Origin of the sequence: Cupriavidus alkaliphilus, assembly GCF_014191175.1 — a bacterium.
Classification (GTDB): domain Bacteria; phylum Pseudomonadota; class Gammaproteobacteria; order Burkholderiales; family Burkholderiaceae; genus Cupriavidus; species Cupriavidus alkaliphilus.
Genome location: NZ_JACHWE010000003.1, coordinates 237225 through 254013, shown reverse-complemented (window position 1 = coordinate 254013; position 16789 = coordinate 237225). Strand labels below are relative to the sequence as shown.

At 66.4% G+C, this 16789-nt stretch carries 17 protein-coding genes and 1 tRNA gene; 8 read left to right on the top strand and 10 right to left on the bottom strand.

All coding sequences use genetic code 11. The annotated features are described in order from the left end of the window. Nucleotides 1-115: 115 nt before the first annotated feature. The 6 genes from FHX60_RS12655 to cysS form a co-directional block, all read right to left on the bottom strand. Nucleotides 116-209 (bottom strand) — tRNA-Ser (locus FHX60_RS12655). Between the two features lie 129 nt (nucleotides 210-338). Next, complete coding sequence (locus FHX60_RS12650) at nucleotides 339-1592, bottom strand: aspartate kinase (RefSeq protein ID WP_092313717.1); 1254 nt, start codon at nucleotides 1590-1592, stop codon at nucleotides 339-341. Nucleotides 1593-1736: 144 nt separating this feature from the next. Further along, nucleotides 1737-3191, bottom strand: coding sequence for a tRNA lysidine(34) synthetase TilS (gene tilS, locus FHX60_RS12645; protein ID WP_260163871.1), 1455 nt, complete (start codon nucleotides 3189-3191; stop codon nucleotides 1737-1739). After that, nucleotides 3157-4128 carry an acetyl-CoA carboxylase carboxyltransferase subunit alpha gene (locus tag FHX60_RS12640; protein WP_025582220.1) on the bottom strand — a complete coding sequence of 324 codons (972 nt, stop codon included), beginning with the start codon at nucleotides 4126-4128 and terminating at the stop codon, nucleotides 3157-3159. The genes tilS and FHX60_RS12640 overlap by 35 nt, the downstream gene beginning before the upstream one ends. A gap of 115 nt (nucleotides 4129-4243) precedes the next feature. Beyond that, nucleotides 4244-5092, bottom strand: a complete 849-nt coding sequence (locus tag FHX60_RS12635; protein WP_112775392.1) for a DNA-3-methyladenine glycosylase family protein — start codon at nucleotides 5090-5092, stop codon at nucleotides 4244-4246. Then, the gene (gene cysS / locus FHX60_RS12630; protein ID WP_183283549.1) at nucleotides 5089-6480 is read right to left on the bottom strand and encodes a cysteine--tRNA ligase; all 1392 of its coding nucleotides are present in this window, start codon (nucleotides 6478-6480) and stop codon (nucleotides 5089-5091) included. The genes FHX60_RS12635 and cysS overlap by 4 nt, the downstream gene beginning before the upstream one ends. A 250-nt stretch (nucleotides 6481-6730) precedes the next feature. Here cysS and FHX60_RS12625 point away from each other — a divergent pair, with 250 nt between their 5' ends. The 4 genes from FHX60_RS12625 (at nucleotide 6731) to FHX60_RS12610 (ending at nucleotide 9498) form a co-directional block, all read left to right on the top strand. Continuing rightward, nucleotides 6731-7456 (top strand): tetratricopeptide repeat protein, encoded by a 726-nt coding sequence (locus tag FHX60_RS12625; RefSeq protein WP_112775391.1) that lies wholly within the window; start codon nucleotides 6731-6733, stop codon nucleotides 7454-7456. A gap of 70 nt (nucleotides 7457-7526) precedes the next feature. After that, nucleotides 7527-8111 (top strand): peptidylprolyl isomerase, encoded by a 585-nt coding sequence (locus FHX60_RS12620; RefSeq protein WP_092313732.1) that lies wholly within the window; start codon nucleotides 7527-7529, stop codon nucleotides 8109-8111. Nucleotides 8112-8133: 22 nt separating this feature from the next. Further along, nucleotides 8134-8634: a peptidylprolyl isomerase gene (locus FHX60_RS12615; RefSeq protein ID WP_183283548.1), complete on the top strand. Its 501-nt coding sequence runs from the start codon at nucleotides 8134-8136 to the stop codon at nucleotides 8632-8634. A gap of 66 nt (nucleotides 8635-8700) precedes the next feature. Next, nucleotides 8701-9498, top strand: coding sequence for a UDP-2,3-diacylglucosamine diphosphatase (locus FHX60_RS12610; RefSeq protein WP_183283547.1), 798 nt, complete (start codon nucleotides 8701-8703; stop codon nucleotides 9496-9498). A gap of 35 nt (nucleotides 9499-9533) precedes the next feature. Here the strand turns inward: FHX60_RS12610 and cysE are convergent, their stop codons facing one another. Together cysE and FHX60_RS12600 are read right to left on the bottom strand one after the other, a co-directional pair. Further along, nucleotides 9534-10277: a serine O-acetyltransferase gene (gene cysE / locus FHX60_RS12605; protein WP_183283546.1), complete on the bottom strand. Its 744-nt coding sequence runs from the start codon at nucleotides 10275-10277 to the stop codon at nucleotides 9534-9536. A gap of 302 nt (nucleotides 10278-10579) precedes the next feature. Further along, nucleotides 10580-11398: an RNA methyltransferase gene (locus tag FHX60_RS12600; protein WP_373861837.1), complete on the bottom strand. Its 819-nt coding sequence runs from the start codon at nucleotides 11396-11398 to the stop codon at nucleotides 10580-10582. A gap of 203 nt (nucleotides 11399-11601) precedes the next feature. Here FHX60_RS12600 and FHX60_RS12595 point away from each other — a divergent pair, with 203 nt between their 5' ends. The 4 genes from FHX60_RS12595 to FHX60_RS12580 all read left to right on the top strand — a co-directional run bounded on the left by FHX60_RS12595 (nucleotide 11602) and on the right by FHX60_RS12580 (nucleotide 14517). Further along, entirely contained in the window at nucleotides 11602-12435 is an 834-nt protein-coding gene (locus FHX60_RS12595; protein WP_112775388.1) for an inositol monophosphatase family protein, read from the top strand. A gap of 225 nt (nucleotides 12436-12660) precedes the next feature. Then, entirely contained in the window at nucleotides 12661-12876 is a 216-nt protein-coding gene (locus FHX60_RS12590; protein ID WP_183283545.1) for an HP1242/YdcH family protein, read from the top strand. Between the two features lie 14 nt (nucleotides 12877-12890). After that, nucleotides 12891-14000 (top strand): polyphosphate kinase 2, encoded by a 1110-nt coding sequence (ppk2, locus tag FHX60_RS12585; protein WP_260163870.1) that lies wholly within the window; start codon nucleotides 12891-12893, stop codon nucleotides 13998-14000. Between the two features lie 82 nt (nucleotides 14001-14082). Next, nucleotides 14083-14517, top strand: coding sequence for a universal stress protein (locus FHX60_RS12580; protein WP_112775385.1), 435 nt, complete (start codon nucleotides 14083-14085; stop codon nucleotides 14515-14517). A gap of 365 nt (nucleotides 14518-14882) precedes the next feature. Here FHX60_RS12580 and FHX60_RS12575 read toward each other — a convergent pair whose 3' ends face one another. Both FHX60_RS12575 and FHX60_RS12570 read right to left on the bottom strand, forming a co-directional pair. Further along, a complete protein-coding gene (locus FHX60_RS12575; protein WP_260163868.1) occupies nucleotides 14883-15788 on the bottom strand; it encodes a DNA adenine methylase in 906 nt (301 codons plus the stop codon). Next, entirely contained in the window at nucleotides 15781-16788 is a 1008-nt protein-coding gene (locus FHX60_RS12570; RefSeq protein ID WP_183283543.1) for a hypothetical protein, read from the bottom strand. Before FHX60_RS12570 ends, FHX60_RS12575 begins: the two co-directional genes overlap by 8 nt. Between the last annotated feature and the right edge of the window lies 1 nt (nucleotide 16789).

The window sequence follows — 16789 nt, the reverse complement described above, 5'->3', positions numbered from 1 at the left end:
AAGGCAACGCGAACGGATTGCCGATGTTGCGGGATGCGCCCTGCGGGGCGCCCAAAAAACAAAACCCCGGAAGACCGCGATCTTCCGGGGTTCCGCCGCCAAGGACGGTTGTCATTGGCGGAGACGGAGGGATTCGAACCCTCGATCCAGGTTTTGGCCCGGATGCTCCCTTAGCAGGGGAGTGCCTTCGACCTCTCGGCCACGTCTCCCAAACTTGCGTTGTGTGAGGGAGCCACACAACGAAGCGCGTATTCTAGCGATGCCGCCGGGGTTGGTCAATGAAAAATCGATGACTCAACACAAATTTTGCGGCCTCGCCAGAAAAGCTTACGAACGGATCACGCCTGTTCCAGTTCGAAGGCCTTGTGCAGCGCGCGCACGGCCAGTTCCATGTACTTCTCGTCGATCAGCACAGAGATCTTGATTTCCGAGGTGGAGATCATCTGGATGTTGATGCCCTCTTCCGACAGCGTGCGGAACATCTTGCTGGCGATGCCGACGTGCGAGCGCATGCCCACGCCTACCACCGACACCTTCGACACCTTGGGGTCGCCCGACACGCTGCCGGCGCCGATGTGCGCCTTCACGCCATCGTTCAGGATGGCCAGCGCGCGCTGGTACTCGCCGCGCGGCACGGTGAAGGTGAAGTCGGTCTTGCCGTCGACGGACTGGTTCTGGATGATCATGTCGACGTCGATATTGGCGTCGGCGACCGGGCCCAGGATCTGGTAGGCGATGCCGGGCTTGTCGGGCACGCCCAGGACGGTGATCTTGGCTTCGTCGCGGGCAAAGGCGATGCCGGAGATGACAGCGGCTTCCATGGTGGAGTCTTCTTCCTCAAAAGTGATCAGCGTGCCCGAGTGCATTTCCTGCTCGAGCGGCATAAGCGGGTCGGTCAGCGACGACAGCACGCGGGTCTTGACGCGGTACTTGCCGGCGAACTCCACCGAGCGGATCTGCAGCACCTTGGAGCCGAGGCTGGCCATTTCCAGCATTTCCTCGAAGGTGATCTGGTCCAGGCGGCGGGCGTCCTCGACCACGCGCGGATCGGTGGTGTAGACGCCATCGACGTCGGTGTAGATCAGGCACTCGTCGGCCTCGATCGCGGCGGCAATGGCCACGGCCGAGGTGTCCGAGCCGCCGCGGCCCAGCGTGGTGATGTTGCCGTCGTCGTCGATGCCCTGGAAGCCGGTGATCACCACCACGCGGCCGGCGTCGAGGTCGGCCAGGATGCGCTCGTCGTCGATCGATTCGATGCGGGCCTTGGTGTAGGACGAATCGGTCTTCACCGGAACCTGCCAGCCGGTGTAGCTGACGGCGTCGATGTCTTCGCCGTGCAGCGCGATCGCCAGCAACGCCACGCTGGCCTGTTCGCCGGTGGAGGCGAGCATGTCCAGTTCACGCGGATTGGGCTGGGGCGAAATTTCCTTGGCGAGTCCCAGCAGGCGATTGGTCTCGCCCGACATGGCCGAAGGCACCACGACTACGCGGTGACCGGCGCGGTGCCACTTGGCCACGCGCTTGGCGACATTCTTGATGCGTTCCGTGGAACCCATCGAAGTGCCGCCGTATTTGTGAACGATGAGAGCCATCTTCTTGTCGACGCCAGCGATTGTGCAAAGCCCTTGAAAATACACGAAGCGGCCCGGTCAGGCAAGGCGCACGGGGGCCAAGCGCGGCAGATCGGATGTGATGCCGGCGACTATCGGACCGCGGCGGACCTCGTCTCGGCGAGATCAGCGCGGCGGCATCGCCGGCGCCGGCGCGTGCGGATGCCACGCCACGCGCCAGCGCGGCGCCGGCGCGGCGTCGGGCCAGCGGCGGTGCATGCCCAGTCCGGCGGCCAGCACCAGCGTGTCGCCGGCCCACAGCAGCGGCAGCCAGGCCCGGCGCCAGGCCGGGATGCCGGCCTCCTGGCAGGCTTGCTTCAGCGCCCGGGCCGGGCCGCCGGGGCGCAGCACGATGCGCTCGCCGCCGCGGCGCGCGGCCAGGCGCAAGGGCTGCCGCAACACGGCTTCGGGCACGCCGAAGGTGTCGTCGCGGAAGAAACGGAGTTCGCCGTGCCAGGCGGGCACGACGATGCGGGCCTCGCCGCGCCAGTCCAGCAGCACGGGCGCAGGCGCCACCGCCGGCGGCGGCACGCACGCCAGCACGCGCTCGCGGAAACGGCGCAGCACCATGCCTTCATGCGCGATCGCCGGCTCGCCGCCGGCGTGCGCAATCAGTTGCTCGCGCATCGCCGCCAGCCGCGCGGTGGACGGGGCGCGCACGCCGAGGTCGCGCAGCCACAGGCGCAGCACCGCATCGGCCTGCGGCGCCGGCAACGCGCGCAGGCCGGGCAGATCGAGTTCGGACAGCGTGTCGGCGTCGCGGCCGGCACGCGCCAGCGTCGCCAGCGTGTTGGCGGCGAGCTGGTCGATCAGCGCGCCGGCCTGGGCAAAATGCGCGGCCGCCTGCACCACATTGACCGCCAGCGCGGGAAAGGCCGCCTGCAGGGCCGGCAGTTGCGCACGCAAGGCGTTGCGCGCATAGCGCCCGTCGGCATTGGACGGGTCGTCGACCCACTGCAGCGCGTGGGCGGCGCAGTATGCCTCGATGCCGGCGCGCGGGACATCGAGCCACGGGCGCAGCAGCATCACGCCGCTGCGCGGATCCAGCGGGCGCATGGCAGGCATGCCCGCCATGCCTGCCACGCCGGCGCCGCGGAACAGCCGCAGCAGCACGGTCTCGACCTGGTCGTCCTGGTGATGGGCGAACAGCAGCAGGCGCGCGCCGCTATCGGCGCACATCGCCGCCAGCGCGGCATAGCGCGCGCGGCGCGCGGCCGCCTCGACGCCCTCGCCCGCCGCGGGCCGCACCGACACGCGCCGCACGAAATAGCCCACCTGCCATTGCGCGCACAGCGCGGCGCAGAAGCGGTCCCAGTCGTCGGCCTCGGCCTGCAGGCCGTGATGGACATGCAGCGCCACCACGCGCGCGCCATCGCCCGCCTGCGCCACCGCCGCGCGCGCGGCATGCAGCAGCGCGACCGAGTCGCGCCCGCCCGACAGGGCCACCGCGACCGTCGGCGCGCCCGCCGCGGCACCGCCAGAAACAACAAAGGCCGCACCGGCCTGCAGGGCCTGTGCGACCTTGTCGGTCAGCCGGGCGGACGGGTCAGTCCTGGGCGCCGGTTTCCTTGAACTTGCCATAGGCCAGCAGGCGCTCGTAGCGGCGTGCCTGCAACTCCTTCACGCTCATGCCCTGGAACTGGCGCAGCGACTCGGCCAGCGAGCGCTTGAGCAGCGCCGCCATGCCCTTGTAGTCGCGGTGCGCGCCGCCCAGCGGCTCGCTCACGATCTTGTCGATCAGGCCCAGCGCCTTCAGCCGGTGCGCGGTCAGGCCCAGCGCCTCGGCGGCTTCCGGCGCCTTCTCGGCGGTCTTCCACAGGATCGAGGCGCAGCCTTCCGGCGAGATCACCGCGTAGGTGGCGAACTGCAGCATCTGCACCACGTCGCCCACGGCAATCGCCAGCGCGCCGCCCGAACCGCCCTCGCCGATGATGGTGGCGATCAGCGGCACCTTCAGGCCGGCCATCACGTACAGGTTGTGGCCGATGGCCTCGGACTGTCCGCGCTCTTCGGCGTCGATGCCGGGGAACGCGCCCGGGGTGTCGACGAAGGTGAAGATCGGCAGCCCGAACTTGTCGGCCAGCTCCATCAGGCGCTTGGCCTTGCGGTAGCCCTCGGGCTTGGGCATGCCGAAATTGCGCATGGCGCGCTCTTTCGTGTCGCGGCCCTTCTGGTGCCCGATCACCATGCACGACTGGCCATTGAAGCGCGCCAGGCCACCGATGATCGACAGGTCGTCGGCAAAGGTGCGGTCGCCGTGCAGTTCGTGGAAATCGGTAAAGATCTCGCGCACGTAGTCCAGCGTATAGGGGCGCTGGGGGTGGCGGGCGATTTGCGCAACCTGCCACGGGGTCAGGTTGGCATAGATGTCTTTGGTCAGCTGCTGGCTCTTGCCGGCCAGCCGCGAAATCTCTTCGGAAATATCGACAGCCGAATCGTCCTGCACGAAGCGCAGTTCTTCGATCTTTGCCTCGAGTTCGGCAATGGGCTGCTCAAAATCCAGGAAGGTGGTTTTCATAAAATCACACGTACCTGTCTGTGAAGGGGCGCATTCTACCGGAAATTGGCCGCTATCTTAGCGCCTGCCAGATAGCCCGGACTGCACCCGCAGTTAAATTTTGTTGTAGCGATGCTTAATACGTCACAGGCAAGGGGTCGAGGCTGCGCCACATATACCAGGTTGCCACGGTGCGCCACGGTTCCCAGTTGGCCGCCACCTCGCGCGCCTCGCTGCGGGTGACCGGCTCGCCGCTGAAATAGTTGGTCGAGATGGCGTTGATCAGGCCGACGTCGTCGAGCGGCAGCACATTGGGCCGCATCAGGTTGAACATCAGGAACATCTCGGCAGTCCAGCGGCCAATGCCGCGGATCTGGGTCAGCTCGGCGATCACGGCCTCGTCGTCCATCTGCGCCCACTGGGCGACATGAACGGTGCCGGCCTTGAAATGCCCGGCCAGGTCGATCAGGTATTCCGCCTTGCGCTTGGACACGCCGCAGCCCGCCAGCTTCTCGGTGCCGGCGCGCAGGAACTGCGCCGGCGCCAGCCGCGGACACACCGCATGCAGCCGTTCCCACACCGACTGCGCCGCCTTGACCGAGATCTGCTGGCCCACCACCGCGCGCGCCAGCGTGACGAACGGATCGCCACGCGAGATCAGGTGCGCCGGGCCGTAGGTCGGGATCATCTTGCGCAGGATGCGGTCGCGCTTCATCAGGTCCGCGCAGGCCTCGTCCCAGTAGGCGGGTCGCACCGCGTCGGCCACGGTCTCGACCGGCAGCGGCACTGCCTGCGCCTCGGGCAACACGGCCTTGGCGTTGCGCGTGGCCTTGGCCGCGGGCCGCACCTCCTTGCCGGTGTCCTTGCCGTCGGGCAGCGGCGCCTCCCTGGCGCCGGCCTTGGCCGGGCGCGGGCCGGCCGCCTTCGCCCGGCCCGCGGCGGCGGGCGGCGTGGCGGTGGCGGGCTTGCGCGCGGCAGCGTTCAAGCACGCCTCCACTCGGTGGCACCGCCCGGCTTGTCTTCCAGCACGATGCCCGCTTCCAGCAGCTGCGCGCGGATGCGGTCCGCCTCGGCGAAATTGCGCTCGGCCTTGGCGGCCTTGCGCGCCGCGATCATCCGCTCGATCTCGGCCGGCGCCGGGCCGTCGTCGGTCTTGCCGCCGCCCTGCAGGAAGGTATGCGGGTCACGTTCGAGCAGGCCCAGCGTGCCGGCCAGCCCCTTGAGCTGGCGCGCGGCCGCGGTCGAGCCGGTGCGGTTGATCTCGCTGGCCAGGTCGAACAGCACCGACATCGCGATCGGCGTGTTGAAGTCGTCGCCCATGGCCTCGGCAAAGCGCTTCGCGTGCGGCTCGTCCCAGTCCACCGCGCAGCCGCCCGGCTGGCTGTCCTTGAGCGCCGTGTACAGGCGCGTCAGCGCGTGGCGCGCGTCGTCCAGGTGCGCGTCGCTGTAGTTCAGCGGGCTGCGGTAGTGCGCGCGCAGGATGAAGAAGCGCACGACCTCGGCGTCGTACGCCTTCAGCACCTCGCGGATGGTGAAAAAATTGCCAAGCGACTTGGACATTTTCTCGTCGTTGATGCGCACGAAGCCGTTGTGCATCCATAGGTTGACGAAGGGCTTGCCGCTGGCGCCTTCGGACTGCGCGATCTCGTTCTCGTGGTGCGGGAACTGCAGGTCGGCCCCGCCGCCATGGATGTCGAAATGCTCGCCCAGCAGCGCGCAGCTCATCGCAGAGCATTCAATGTGCCAGCCCGGGCGACCGGCGCCCCACTTCGAGTCCCACTTGCTTTCGGGCGGCTCGCCCGCCTTGGCGGACTTCCACAGCACGAAGTCGAGCGGGTCCTGCTTGGCATCGTTGGCGCTGACGCGCTCGCCGGCACGCAGGTCTTCCAGCGACTTGCCGGACAGCTTGCCGTAGCCGTCGAACTTGCGCACCGAGTAATTCACGTCGCCGTCGCTGGCCTGGTAGGCCAGGCCCCTGGCCTCGAGCTTGCCGATCATGTCGAGCATCTGCGGCACGTAGTCGGTGGCGCGCGGCTCGTGGTCGGGACGGATCACGCCCAGCGCGGCGGCGTCCTCGTGCATGTACTGGATGAAGCGCGTGGTCAGCTCGCCGATGGTCTCGCCGTTCTCGACCGAGCGGCGGATGATCTTGTCGTCGATATCGGTGATGTTCTGCACATACGTCACCTCGTAGCCGGCGGCGCGCAGCCACCGGTGCACCATGTCGAACACCACCATCACGCGCGCGTGGCCGACGTGACAATAGTCGTACACGGTCATGCCGCACACATACATGCGGACCTTGCCGGGTTCGATTGGCACGAATGGCTGTTTCTCACGCGCGAGCGTGTTGTAGATGTTGAGGGGCTGCATGAAACGAAGTGAGTGGTGAGAGGAGTCTGCCGGTTCCACACGGCAGGCAGCGCGAACGGCGCTGCTGGCGCAATGCCGTCGCGCCCCATATCTTACCGGAAGGCGGTGCGCGAGTCGGACCCGCGGCCCGGCCGGCCGGCGCGCACGCACGTCACACATCGACACCGCAAGCCTGGCCGCCACGGCATCGCCTTCGTGCCGCACTTGCCGCTTTGCTAGAATGCCGCGGAGTATAACGGACCCGTCCTCAATGAGCCTGCCGCTGCCCTCCCCGTTTTCCGCTGCCTCCGCCGCCTGCGCTGCACGCGCGCGCCGGCGCGGATCCCGCACTGTCCTGCCGCTGCTGGCCCTGGCCGCGGCGCTGGCGGGCCCCGCGTCCGCGCAGAACGGCCCGCTGTCGCTGGCGGTGCCGACCTCGCCGGTCGGCGGCATCCAGTCGACCGACCCGGGCATGGGCGAGGCCCAGCAAGCCGCCAACGCGCGCCGCTACGAGGACGCCATCAAGGGCTTCGACCGCGTGCTCGCCGCCAACCCGCGCAATGCGCAGGCCCGCTTCCAGCGCGCCTGGGCGCTGGCCCAGGCCGGCCGCGAGGACGAAGCGATCCAGGCCTTCAGCGAGATGGCGCAGGACTTTCCCGAGCTGCCCGAGCCGCACAACAACCTCGCGCTGCTCTATGCCAAGCGGGGCGACCTGAAGCGCGCCGAAGCCGAACTGCTGCTGGCCACCGAGGTCAAGCCCGCCTTCGCGGTCGGCTACACCAACCTCGGGGACGTCTACCGCCGCCTGGCCGAGCAGGCCTACACCGAAGCGCTGCGCCGCAATCCCGGCGATGCCCGCGCCAGTGCCGGCCTGCGCCAGCTGGCCCCGGCTTCCGCCGTGGCAGCGCCACCGAAACCGGCCGCACCCGCGGCCACCGGCCGCAAGGCGGCTCCGGGCGGGCGCCAGGCGCCGGCCAGCGCCCCCGCGGCCAACTGACAGCATTCATCCGCAGGCCCGGCGCGGCACGCCCGGGCCGTGTCCATCCCGACTTACCGGAGTTCCCTTCATGATCCGTTCCCGTCGCATCGTCATTGCCGGCCTGGCCGCAGGCGCCCTCGCGCTGTCTTCGTTCAGCGCGCTGGCCCAGCAGAAGGCCGCCGAGCGCGTCCAGTTCGTCACCAGCGCCGGCAAGTTCACGGTCGAGCTCTATCCCGAGGCCGCACCCAAGACCGTCGCGAACTTCCTGGAATATGTGAAGAGCGGCTTCTACAGTGGCACCATCTTCCACCGCGTGATCAACGGCTTCATGGTGCAGGGCGGCGGCTTCGACCGCGACATGAAGGAAAAGCCCACGCGCGCGCCGATCCCGCTGGAAGCCCGCAGCGGCCTGAAGAACAAGGCCGGCACGGTTGCCATGGCGCGCACCAGCAACCCGGATTCGGCCGCCGCGCAGTTCTTCGTCAATGTGGTGGATAATCCGAATCTCGACTACCCGCAGCCGGACGGCAATGGCTATGCCGTCTTCGGCAAGGTGGTGGAAGGCATGGACACGATCGACAAGATCAAGGCCGTGCCGACCACGGCCTACGGCCCGATGCGCAATGTGCCGGCCGCGCCGATCGTGATCGAGTCGGCCACCGTCGTCAAATAATTACCGAACAGAGGAAACCGCCATGTCCAAGGTACAGCTGCAGACCAACAAGGGTGTGATCACCCTGGAACTCGACGCCGAAAAGGCCCCGAAAACGGTTGAGAACTTCCTGTCGTATGTCCGCAAGGGCCACTACGACAACACCATCTTCCACCGCGTGATCAAGAACTTCATGATCCAGGGCGGCGGCTTCGAGCCCGGCATGAAGCAGAAGGACACCGACGCCCCGATCGAGAACGAAGCCGGCAACGGCCTGAAGAACGACCGCTACACCGTGGCGATGGCGCGCACCAATGCGCCGCACTCGGCCACCGCGCAGTTCTTCATCAACGTGGTCGACAACGACTTCCTCAACTTCTCGGCGCCGACCCCGCAGGGCTTCGGCTATGCCGTGTTCGGCAAGGTGGTCGACGGCACCGACGTGGTCGAGCAGATCAAGGGCGTGCGCACCGGCAGTTCGGGCTTCCACCAGGACGTGCCGCTGGAAGACGTCGTGATCGAGAAGGCCGTCGTCGTCGAATAAGCCGATGCCCGCCGATTGCGGTACCGTGCGCGCCCGCGTGCCGGCCTTTCTCTCCCGACACCACGCATGACCGCAATCTCCCACACGCCGGTAGCCGGTCCCCTCGAGGTACAGGCGCCGGCGTGGTTCATTTCAGACCTGCATCTCACGCCCGGCATGCCGCGCACGCTGGCGGCCTTCGAGCGCACGCTTGAGCGCGCCGCCACGCAGGCGCGCGCGCTGTTCATCCTGGGCGACTTCTTTGAATTCTGGGTCGGCGACGAAGAAACCGAGGCGCCGTTCGCGCAACGCGTGGCGCTGGCGCTGCGCGCACTGGCCGCGCGCGGCGTGGCGGTGTACCTGATGCACGGCAACCGCGACTTCCTGCTGGGCCGCCGCTTCGCTGGCGCCGCCGGCGCCACGCTGCTGGCCGACCCCACCGTGATCCACTGCGCCGGTCAGCGCGTGGTGCTGAGCCACGGCGACATGCTGTGCATCGACGACGAACGCTACAACCGCTTTCGCCGCTGGACCCGCAAGCGCTGGGTGCAGCGCGTGTTCCTGGCGCTGCCGCTGCGCGCGCGCCTGGCCGTCGCCCGCAAGCTGCGCGCGGACAGCGAAGGCAACCGCGCCAGGCAGCGCAGCGCCGGCGCGGCGGTACCGGTGGTCTATGGTGATGTGGCCCCCGCGGCGGCGGCCGAATTGCTGGGCGCCGCCGGCGCGTCGCTGATGGTCCATGGCCATACCCATCGGCCTGCTCGCCACGAGGAAGGCGCAGGCGTGCGCTGGGTCCTGACCGACTGGGACCTGGACGGCGCGCATCCGCGCGCCGCGGTGCTGCAGCTGGACCAGGACGGCTTCCGGCTGCTGCCGCAGACCGACTGAGCGGCGCCGGCCCGCTCGCCCGTTCCCTCGCGCAGTTACTTCATCAGCTTGCGCAGCTCGCTGGCATCGAACGGGTCGTTCGGCGTGTTCTCCAGGTGTTCGCCGAGCCGGTCGAGCGCAGCCAGCACGGCCTCGATGCGGTCGTGCTGGAGCGCGGCATTGTCGATCAGGCTCTTGAGCGCCAGCGACACCGGGTCGTCGGCATTCGGCGTGATGCCGTAGGCCGAAAACTCCTGCTTCGCACCCTGCTGCACCGACGGCGCATCCGGCAGGATGATGCGGGCCGGAATGCCGACCGCGGTCGCGCCCGGCGGCACCGGCTTGAGCACCACCGCGTTGGAACCCACGCGCGCGCCGTCGCCCACCTCGAATCCGCCCAGCACCTTGGCGCCCGCGCTGACCACCACGCCGACACCAAGGGTCGGATGCCGCTTCTGGCCCTTGTACAGCGACGTGCCGCCCAGCGTCACGCCCTGGTAGATGGTGCAGTCGTCGCCGATCTGCGCGGTCTCGCCGATGACCACCCCCATGCCGTGGTCGATGAACACGCGCCGGCCCAGCGTCGCCGCCGGATGGATCTCGATGCCGGTGAAGAAGCGCGACCAGTGCGAAATCCAGCGGCCCAGCCAGTGCCAGCCCGCGCCCCAGCACGCGTGCGCCAGCCGGTGCAGCAGCACCGCGTGCAGGCCCGGATAGCAGGTCAGGACTTCCAGGCGGCTGCGCGCGGCGGGATCGCGCAGCATGATGGTGTCGATATCTTCCTTCAGGCGAGAGAACATCTTGGTCGTGTCGTGGTGCCGCACCGTGCGCCGCGCCACGCGGGCCAGGCCCGGGGCAGGGTCGCCGGCGCGGTCGGGGGCCGGTGAAGAGGATCAGGAGTGTAAGGGATTTGCCGGGCCGCCTTGCGGCGCCGGCGATTGGCCCCTGATCCGCCAGGGACATTGCTGCGATGCTGCGATCAACATCGACCGGGCCTGCGCCCACCCGCGCCGGCAGGACTCCCGACCACGCCGCCTCGGCATGCACCGTTCTGGTCCCACATCGCATCGCTACGGGTTGCTGCCACGATCCCTTGCTCCTGTCACCGGTCGGCCTGCGGGCCCGACTGGTTCTGCGCGGCAATCAGCATGTGCTTGGCGATGCCGCGCAGGATGTTCACCTCCTCGCGCTCGAGGCCGCTGCGCGCCAGCAGACGGCGCAGCCGGGTCATCAGCTTGCGAGGATTGGAAGGATCGAGAAAGCCGATCGCCTCCAGTCCGGCCTGCAGGTGGCCGAACATGGCCTCGACCTGTTCGGCCGTGGCCGGCTCGCCAGCATAGCCGATATTGGCGCCCGCGTCCGGGGCGGCCTCCAGCAGCGTCAGCCGCATCTCGTAGGCGACCAGCTGCACCGCCTGCGCCAGGTTCAGCGAGGCATAGGCCGGATTGGCCGGGATATGGGTCAGCGCGTTGCAGCGCTCCACCACCTCGTTGGGCAGGCCATAGCGCTCGTTGCCGAACACGAACGCCACGTCGCCGCTGCCGGACAGGGTCTGGCGCGCACGCGCGGCGGCGGCGCGCGGCAGCAGCCGCGGCGGTCCGAACTCGCGCTGGCGCGCGGTCATGGCCACGGTCAGCGCGGCCCCGGCCAGGGCCGCGTCGACCTGGTCGACGATCACGGCGGCGGCCAGCACGTCGTCGGCGCCGCTGGCCATGGCCACGGCGTCGGGATGCCGCAGCACCTCGGGCTCGCGCGGCGAGACCAGCACCAGGCTGCCGAAGCCCATGGTCTTGATGGCCCGCGCCACCGAGCCGACGTTGCCGGGATGGCTGGTTTCCACCAGCACGAAGCGCACGCGGCCGAAGGCATCCCCGCCTGACGTGGGGGTGGCGGGCTGGCTCGTATCAATTGCCGGGTTCATATACAATTCGGGGTTCTTCTTTGGCGCGGCGCCAGGTTTATGCATGCCCGCGAGACGTTCGCGACACATTTGCGAAGCGTCCTGCGGCAAGGCCGGCGACGCCCCACGTTCTTCTACAATCCGTTGTGTTGTCAGCTGCCCATGAGCGGGCGAGCGGCGCTTTGGCGCCCCGCCGCGCGGTCATGGCCGGCCTGGAGAGATTCATGCATCCGATGCTCAATATCGCCATCAAGGCGGCCCGCAAGGCGGGATCCATCATCAACCGCGCGTCGCTCGACGTCGATCTGGTGCGCGTCTCGCGCAAGCAACACAACGATTTCGTCACCGAGGTGGACCGCGCCGCCGAAGCCGCGATCATCGAGATCCTGCGCACGGCCTACCCGGAACACGGCATTCTAGCGGAAGAGTCCGGCCAGTCCTGGACCGAAGAAGAAGCCACCCACGAGTACACCTGGGTCATCGACCCGCTCGACGGCACCACCAACTTCATCCACGGCTTTCCCCAATACGCGGTCTCGATCGCCCAGCTGCACCGCGGCACGCCGGTGCAGGCAGTGGTCTACGACCCGACCCGCGACGAGCTGTTCACCGCCACCAAGGGCGCCGGTGCCTTCCTCAACAACCGCCGCATCCGCGTCACCCGCCGCGACAAGCTGGCCGACTGCCTGATCGGCACGGGCTTCCCCTTCCGTGACCTGGAGGGCGTGGAAGAGTACCTCGAGATCTTCGCGCTGATGACGCGCAGCTGCGCCGGCCTGCGCCGCCCGGGCGCCGCCGCGCTGGACCTGGCCTACGTCGCCTGCGGCCGCCTCGACGGCTTCTTCGAGCGTGGCCTGCAGCCGTGGGACATGGCCGCCGGCATGCTGCTGATCACCGAGTCGGGCGGCCTGGTCGGCAACTACGCCGGCGAGCCGCGCCAGCTGGAACAAGGCGAAGTGCTGGCCGGCAACCCCAAGGCCTTTGCCCAGATGGTGCGCCTGCTGTCGCCGTACTCGCTCGACAACGCCAAGCCGAGCGCCAGGCCCAGCGCCGCCTGACCCTCGCAGATGGCCTGAGCGGCCATGCAGGCAAGCACGCCCGCCGCATCCCGGCGGGCGTTTGTTTTTCCCGGCCCCGCCGCAAGCGCGTGCATCCCGCCTTGCGGCCTCGTCTCATTCCCCGGCGAGCCATGATCCTGGTCAAGGCCGCGCCGCCCTGCGCTCACCAGAATGAATCCATGCGCCACGCCATGTGCGCGCGGATCCAGCTACAGGAGAGCCAGCATGTTTCCCGAGTACCGCGACCAGATCACCGCCCTCAAGACGCAGGACGCCCGCTTTGCGCGGCTGTTCCACCGCCACAATTCGCTCGACCAGGAAATCCACAACATGGAAGCGGGCCTGGTACCTGCGTCCACCTTCGAGATCGAGCGGCTGAAAAAAGAGAAGCTGCTGCTCAAGGACCAGCTCTACCAGATCCTGCGCCGTGCCACCGCCTGACCGGAGGCGCGCAGATGACCGATCGCGACACCCTCCCCACCCGTATCCCCACCGCAACACGACCCCGCGCCACCGCCAGGGGCGATGTGCTGCCCACCCGTTCGGCGCTGTCGGCCCAGCGCAATGAAGTCGACGGCGCCATCGAAGCCGCGGTGCAACTCGCGGCAAGCGGCATGCAGGACATCCTCGCCAGCCAGGCCGGCGATGGCAGCGGCATGCTGGGCGCCATCCGCACGCTGCTCGACGGCCTGGCGCCGGACGAGGCCGCGCAGCTGCGCAGCCTCATACTCGAAGGCGACCCGGCTGCCTGGCAGGCCGGGCGCCAGCGCCATCCGGACGATGAGCTGTCCGCCGGCTGGCGCGAAGGCGCGTACCCGTACCAGAACCTGATGTCGCGGCGCAATTACGAGAAGCAGAAGTACCGCCTGCAGGTGGAACTGCTCAAGTTCCAGGCCTGGGTGCGCGAGACCGGCCAGCGCGTGGTGATCCTGTTCGAAGGCCGCGACGCCGCCGGCAAGGGCGGCACCATCAAACGCTTCATGGAACACATGAACCCGCGCGGCGCCCGCGTGGTGGCGCTGGAAAAGCCCACCGAAGGCGAACGCGGCCAATGGTATTTCCAGCGCTACGTGCAGCACCTGCCGTCCGCGGGCGAGATCGTGCTGTTCGACCGCTCCTGGTACAACCGCGCCGGCGTCGAGCATGTGATGGGCTTCTGCTCGACGCGCGAATACCAGGAGTTCCTGCAGCAGGCGCCCGATTTCGAGCGGCACCTGGTGCGCAGCGGCATCCACCTGTTCAAGTTCTGGTTCTCGGTCAGCCAGAAGGAGCAGCGGCGGCGCTTTCGCGAGCGCGAGATCCATCCGCTCAAGCAATGGAAGCTCAGCCCGGTCGACGTCGCCTCGCTCGACAAATGGGACGACTACACCCGCGCCAAGGAAGCGATGTTCGCGCATACCGATACCGCCGATGCGCCCTGGACCGTGATCCGCTCCGATTGCAAGAAGCGCGCGCGGCTCAATGCCCTGCGCTACATCCTGTCGCGCTTTCCCTATGCCAACCGCGACACCACCGCGATCGGCCAGCCGGATCCGCTGATCGTCGGGCGCGCGCTGGCCAACTGAACGCGGCGCCGAAGCGCGGACGCTACCCGCTGGCGTCCGCTTCGCTTCGCGCCCTTGCCTCCACACAACAGAAAAGGAACCCATGTTCAAGCACATCCTGCTCCCCGTCGACGGCTCGGAGCTGTCGCACCAGGCCGTCTCCGCCGGCATCCAGTTCGCCCGCACCGCCGGGGCACGGCTCACGCCATACATGTGCGTGGAGAGCTATCCCTATGTGCTGACCAGCGACAGCTCGCACGAAAAGCGCGACGCCTACCAGCAGCGCGCCGAAGCCGAGGCGCGCCAGGAACTGTCCAAGGTCGAGTCCGCGGCCGCGCTGGCCGGCGTGCCATGCAGCGGCCACGTCTCCAGCGCTTCGGCGCCGTACCAGGGCATCATCCATGCCGCCCGCGACCTGGGCTGCGATGTCATCTTCATGGCCTCGCACGGCCGCCGGGGGCTCAGCGGGCTGCTGCTGGGCAGCGAAACGCAAAAAGTGCTGACCCATAGCGACATCCCGGTGCTGGTGTTCCGCTGATCCGGGGCCGGCGCGGCGGTCTGCGGCCCTTCGGCGGCAGCACCGTGCTGTACCATATCGCCCATATTCGAAAACGCCCCTTCGTGCCGCGGCCACCGGCCGCCGGACCAGCGCCCGGCCCGCCCCCGCGGGGGCGCTTTTCTTCGGCACGCAAGGTGCGCTCGGCGCGGATCGGGCGGCACGACGCAGGCCCACCGCCAGACAGGCTAAATGGCAATGGGATTGCAGAAGAAAACCGACCCTGAACAGGCACAGGCAGACGCCGCAGGCAGCCGCCACACGCCCATGATGCAGCAGCGCCTGTGCCAAGCCCTGCCTGGAGCTACGGGCTGACCTACGCCAAAAGCCACGCGCTGCAACACTGGCTAGGCCAAAAGCGCAGTCTCGTCAGAATTCTGCTCAGGTAAAGCTAACCGCCCGCTCGATGCCTTTCCGATCACCCCATCGGTCGACACGTTGGTGATGAACACCTCTGCTTCAGACTTAGGTACCTTGGAGCTATACCGCAGAATCGGTTCGTGTATTTGGTAGTCGCGATAGAAATGGCGAATGACGGGATGATCATCGTAACTCAAGAACCACTTGTAATTCGCCTCTGCCAAGACTGAGGCAAGCCGATGATGCTCGGCAAAACCATAACTATAGCGATAGAGCCTTGGACCTTGCACATAATAAGGCGGGTCGACATAAAAGAATCGCCCCTCATTATCGACATTGCATGCATCAGCAAGAGCATCCTGCGCGTCGCCGAAATAGACCTCTACCCTATCGCGATATTCCGATATTTCACTTATGCGCCGAACCAAATCGACGGCATTGTAACGACACCCAACCTTATACGCGGACGATTGCGAAACACCGCCAATAGGCCCAGCATGCAGCACGCCTGAGAAGCTAGTTCTATTAAACATGAGTCCCGCATAACCCATCAGGGCGACGTCTGCGTGAACCTCATCCATCTCCCGCAACCATTCCAATTCTCGACGCGTCTCAAGCGTTGGTGGATACGCTTGCACTAAATGCACCAATCGATCGGTTTCAAAGAAAACCGCATGCCAAAAACTAAACACTAGCGGATCACGCTCGAAAAGCATGATTGAACCAATGACGTCCCTAGCCAAAAGATTGAGCGAGAGCGCAGCGCTTCCCGCAAATGGCTCCACCATTTGCATGCCACATAGATCATGATCACGAAGAAATTTTTCCACGTAACCAGTTAGCCCTGCTTTGCTACCAGGGTATCGAAGAGGACTTATTAGACGCTCACGCAACTGAAACTTCCCGTATTCTCGTTATTTGACTCGATACCCACTGACGGATACCATCAACATCATTTACACGCTCGACAACCAGCGCATCATTTGCAGCCATTTCGAGGCCCTTCTGTGCCAAAAGAGGTACTCGGAAACGATAGAAAATGACACCGAACTCGTAGCACTGGATCCCTACGCGATCATTGTTTGAGCCATCGCACAAGCTGCCATAACAAATAGGTACGAAGAGAGCTGGGGTTGCCATGCTGGCCGGCGACCGACTGAACCATACGTTATGGAACGAATCAATTGGCCCGCCCTTAATAGTCTTCGCGGTCCAATCTGCACCGCTTGCCACTTGACCTAGCAAATACGGCTTCCCAGCAGCGCCGTCGTTTGGCGTTGCCCAAGCTATCACATCAATCTGAGCATCCTTTTGGTAGGGCGAGGCGCCGCTAGGCACAGCCGCGACTACCTCCACATTCTCACCAAAATGCGTGTAAACGATCCGCAGTTTTTCCAGAAATCCCGTGTGGTCCGGACGCGGGAATCCGAACGAATAAGAGTTTCCTGAATAAAAACCTGCAGCAGCCAAGGTCGCACAAGCTTGAAAAAAATCGCGGACTACATTGTTTATTGGTGGCAAATAGCTCCCCGAAAAAACAGGGCCAGCCTTAGGATGAGACAACAATAAACACAGGAGATACACATACCCACCGGCAGAGCACGAATCCTCATCGAACTCTAAACTTTCACCGCTTGCCGAAAGCTGAAAAGGGTAGGCATCCCCTAAGACATCGATCCGCTCTAATATTTCCGACTTCACGGATTCGATAAAGCTCTCATCAGTATCGTCGCCACCCTCAGGATCTCTATCTTCGTTGTTGCGAAGCACGTCCCAAGCCCGGGCCAAGTTTTCGAAAGAATATGTGTAATACTCTCCGGCCAAGACGGATAACTCCAACCAATCACAAACAACATGCAAGTCATCCCTCAAGGGAGGCGTTGCCAGAGCCATT

Bases quoted from the DNA above. Each gene is read 5' to 3' on its own strand.
- FHX60_RS12650 (WP_092313717.1), bottom strand. From the start codon at position 1,592: ATGGCTCTCATCGTTCACAAATACGGCGGCACTTCGATGGGTTCCACG.
- tilS (WP_260163871.1), bottom strand. From the start codon at position 3,191: ATGGCAAGTTCAAGGAAACCGGCGCCCAGGACTGACCCGTCCGCCCGG.
- FHX60_RS12640 (WP_025582220.1), bottom strand. From the start codon at position 4,128: ATGAAAACCACCTTCCTGGATTTTGAGCAGCCCATTGCCGAACTCGAG.
- cysS (WP_183283549.1), bottom strand. From the start codon at position 6,480: ATGCAGCCCCTCAACATCTACAACACGCTCGCGCGTGAGAAACAGCCA.
- FHX60_RS12625 (WP_112775391.1), top strand. From the start codon at position 6,731: ATGAGCCTGCCGCTGCCCTCCCCGTTTTCCGCTGCCTCCGCCGCCTGC.
- FHX60_RS12620 (WP_092313732.1), top strand. From the start codon at position 7,527: ATGATCCGTTCCCGTCGCATCGTCATTGCCGGCCTGGCCGCAGGCGCC.
- FHX60_RS12615 (WP_183283548.1), top strand. From the start codon at position 8,134: ATGTCCAAGGTACAGCTGCAGACCAACAAGGGTGTGATCACCCTGGAA.
- FHX60_RS12610 (WP_183283547.1), top strand. From the start codon at position 8,701: ATGACCGCAATCTCCCACACGCCGGTAGCCGGTCCCCTCGAGGTACAG.
- cysE (WP_183283546.1), bottom strand. From the start codon at position 10,277: ATGTTCTCTCGCCTGAAGGAAGATATCGACACCATCATGCTGCGCGAT.
- FHX60_RS12600 (WP_373861837.1), bottom strand. From the start codon at position 11,398: ATGAACCCGGCAATTGATACGAGCCAGCCCGCCACCCCCACGTCAGGC.
- FHX60_RS12595 (WP_112775388.1), top strand. From the start codon at position 11,602: ATGCATCCGATGCTCAATATCGCCATCAAGGCGGCCCGCAAGGCGGGA.
- FHX60_RS12590 (WP_183283545.1), top strand. From the start codon at position 12,661: ATGTTTCCCGAGTACCGCGACCAGATCACCGCCCTCAAGACGCAGGAC.
- ppk2 (WP_260163870.1), top strand. From the start codon at position 12,891: ATGACCGATCGCGACACCCTCCCCACCCGTATCCCCACCGCAACACGA.
- FHX60_RS12580 (WP_112775385.1), top strand. From the start codon at position 14,083: ATGTTCAAGCACATCCTGCTCCCCGTCGACGGCTCGGAGCTGTCGCAC.
- FHX60_RS12570 (WP_183283543.1), bottom strand. From the start codon at position 16,788: ATGGCTCTGGCAACGCCTCCCTTGAGGGATGACTTGCATGTTGTTTGT.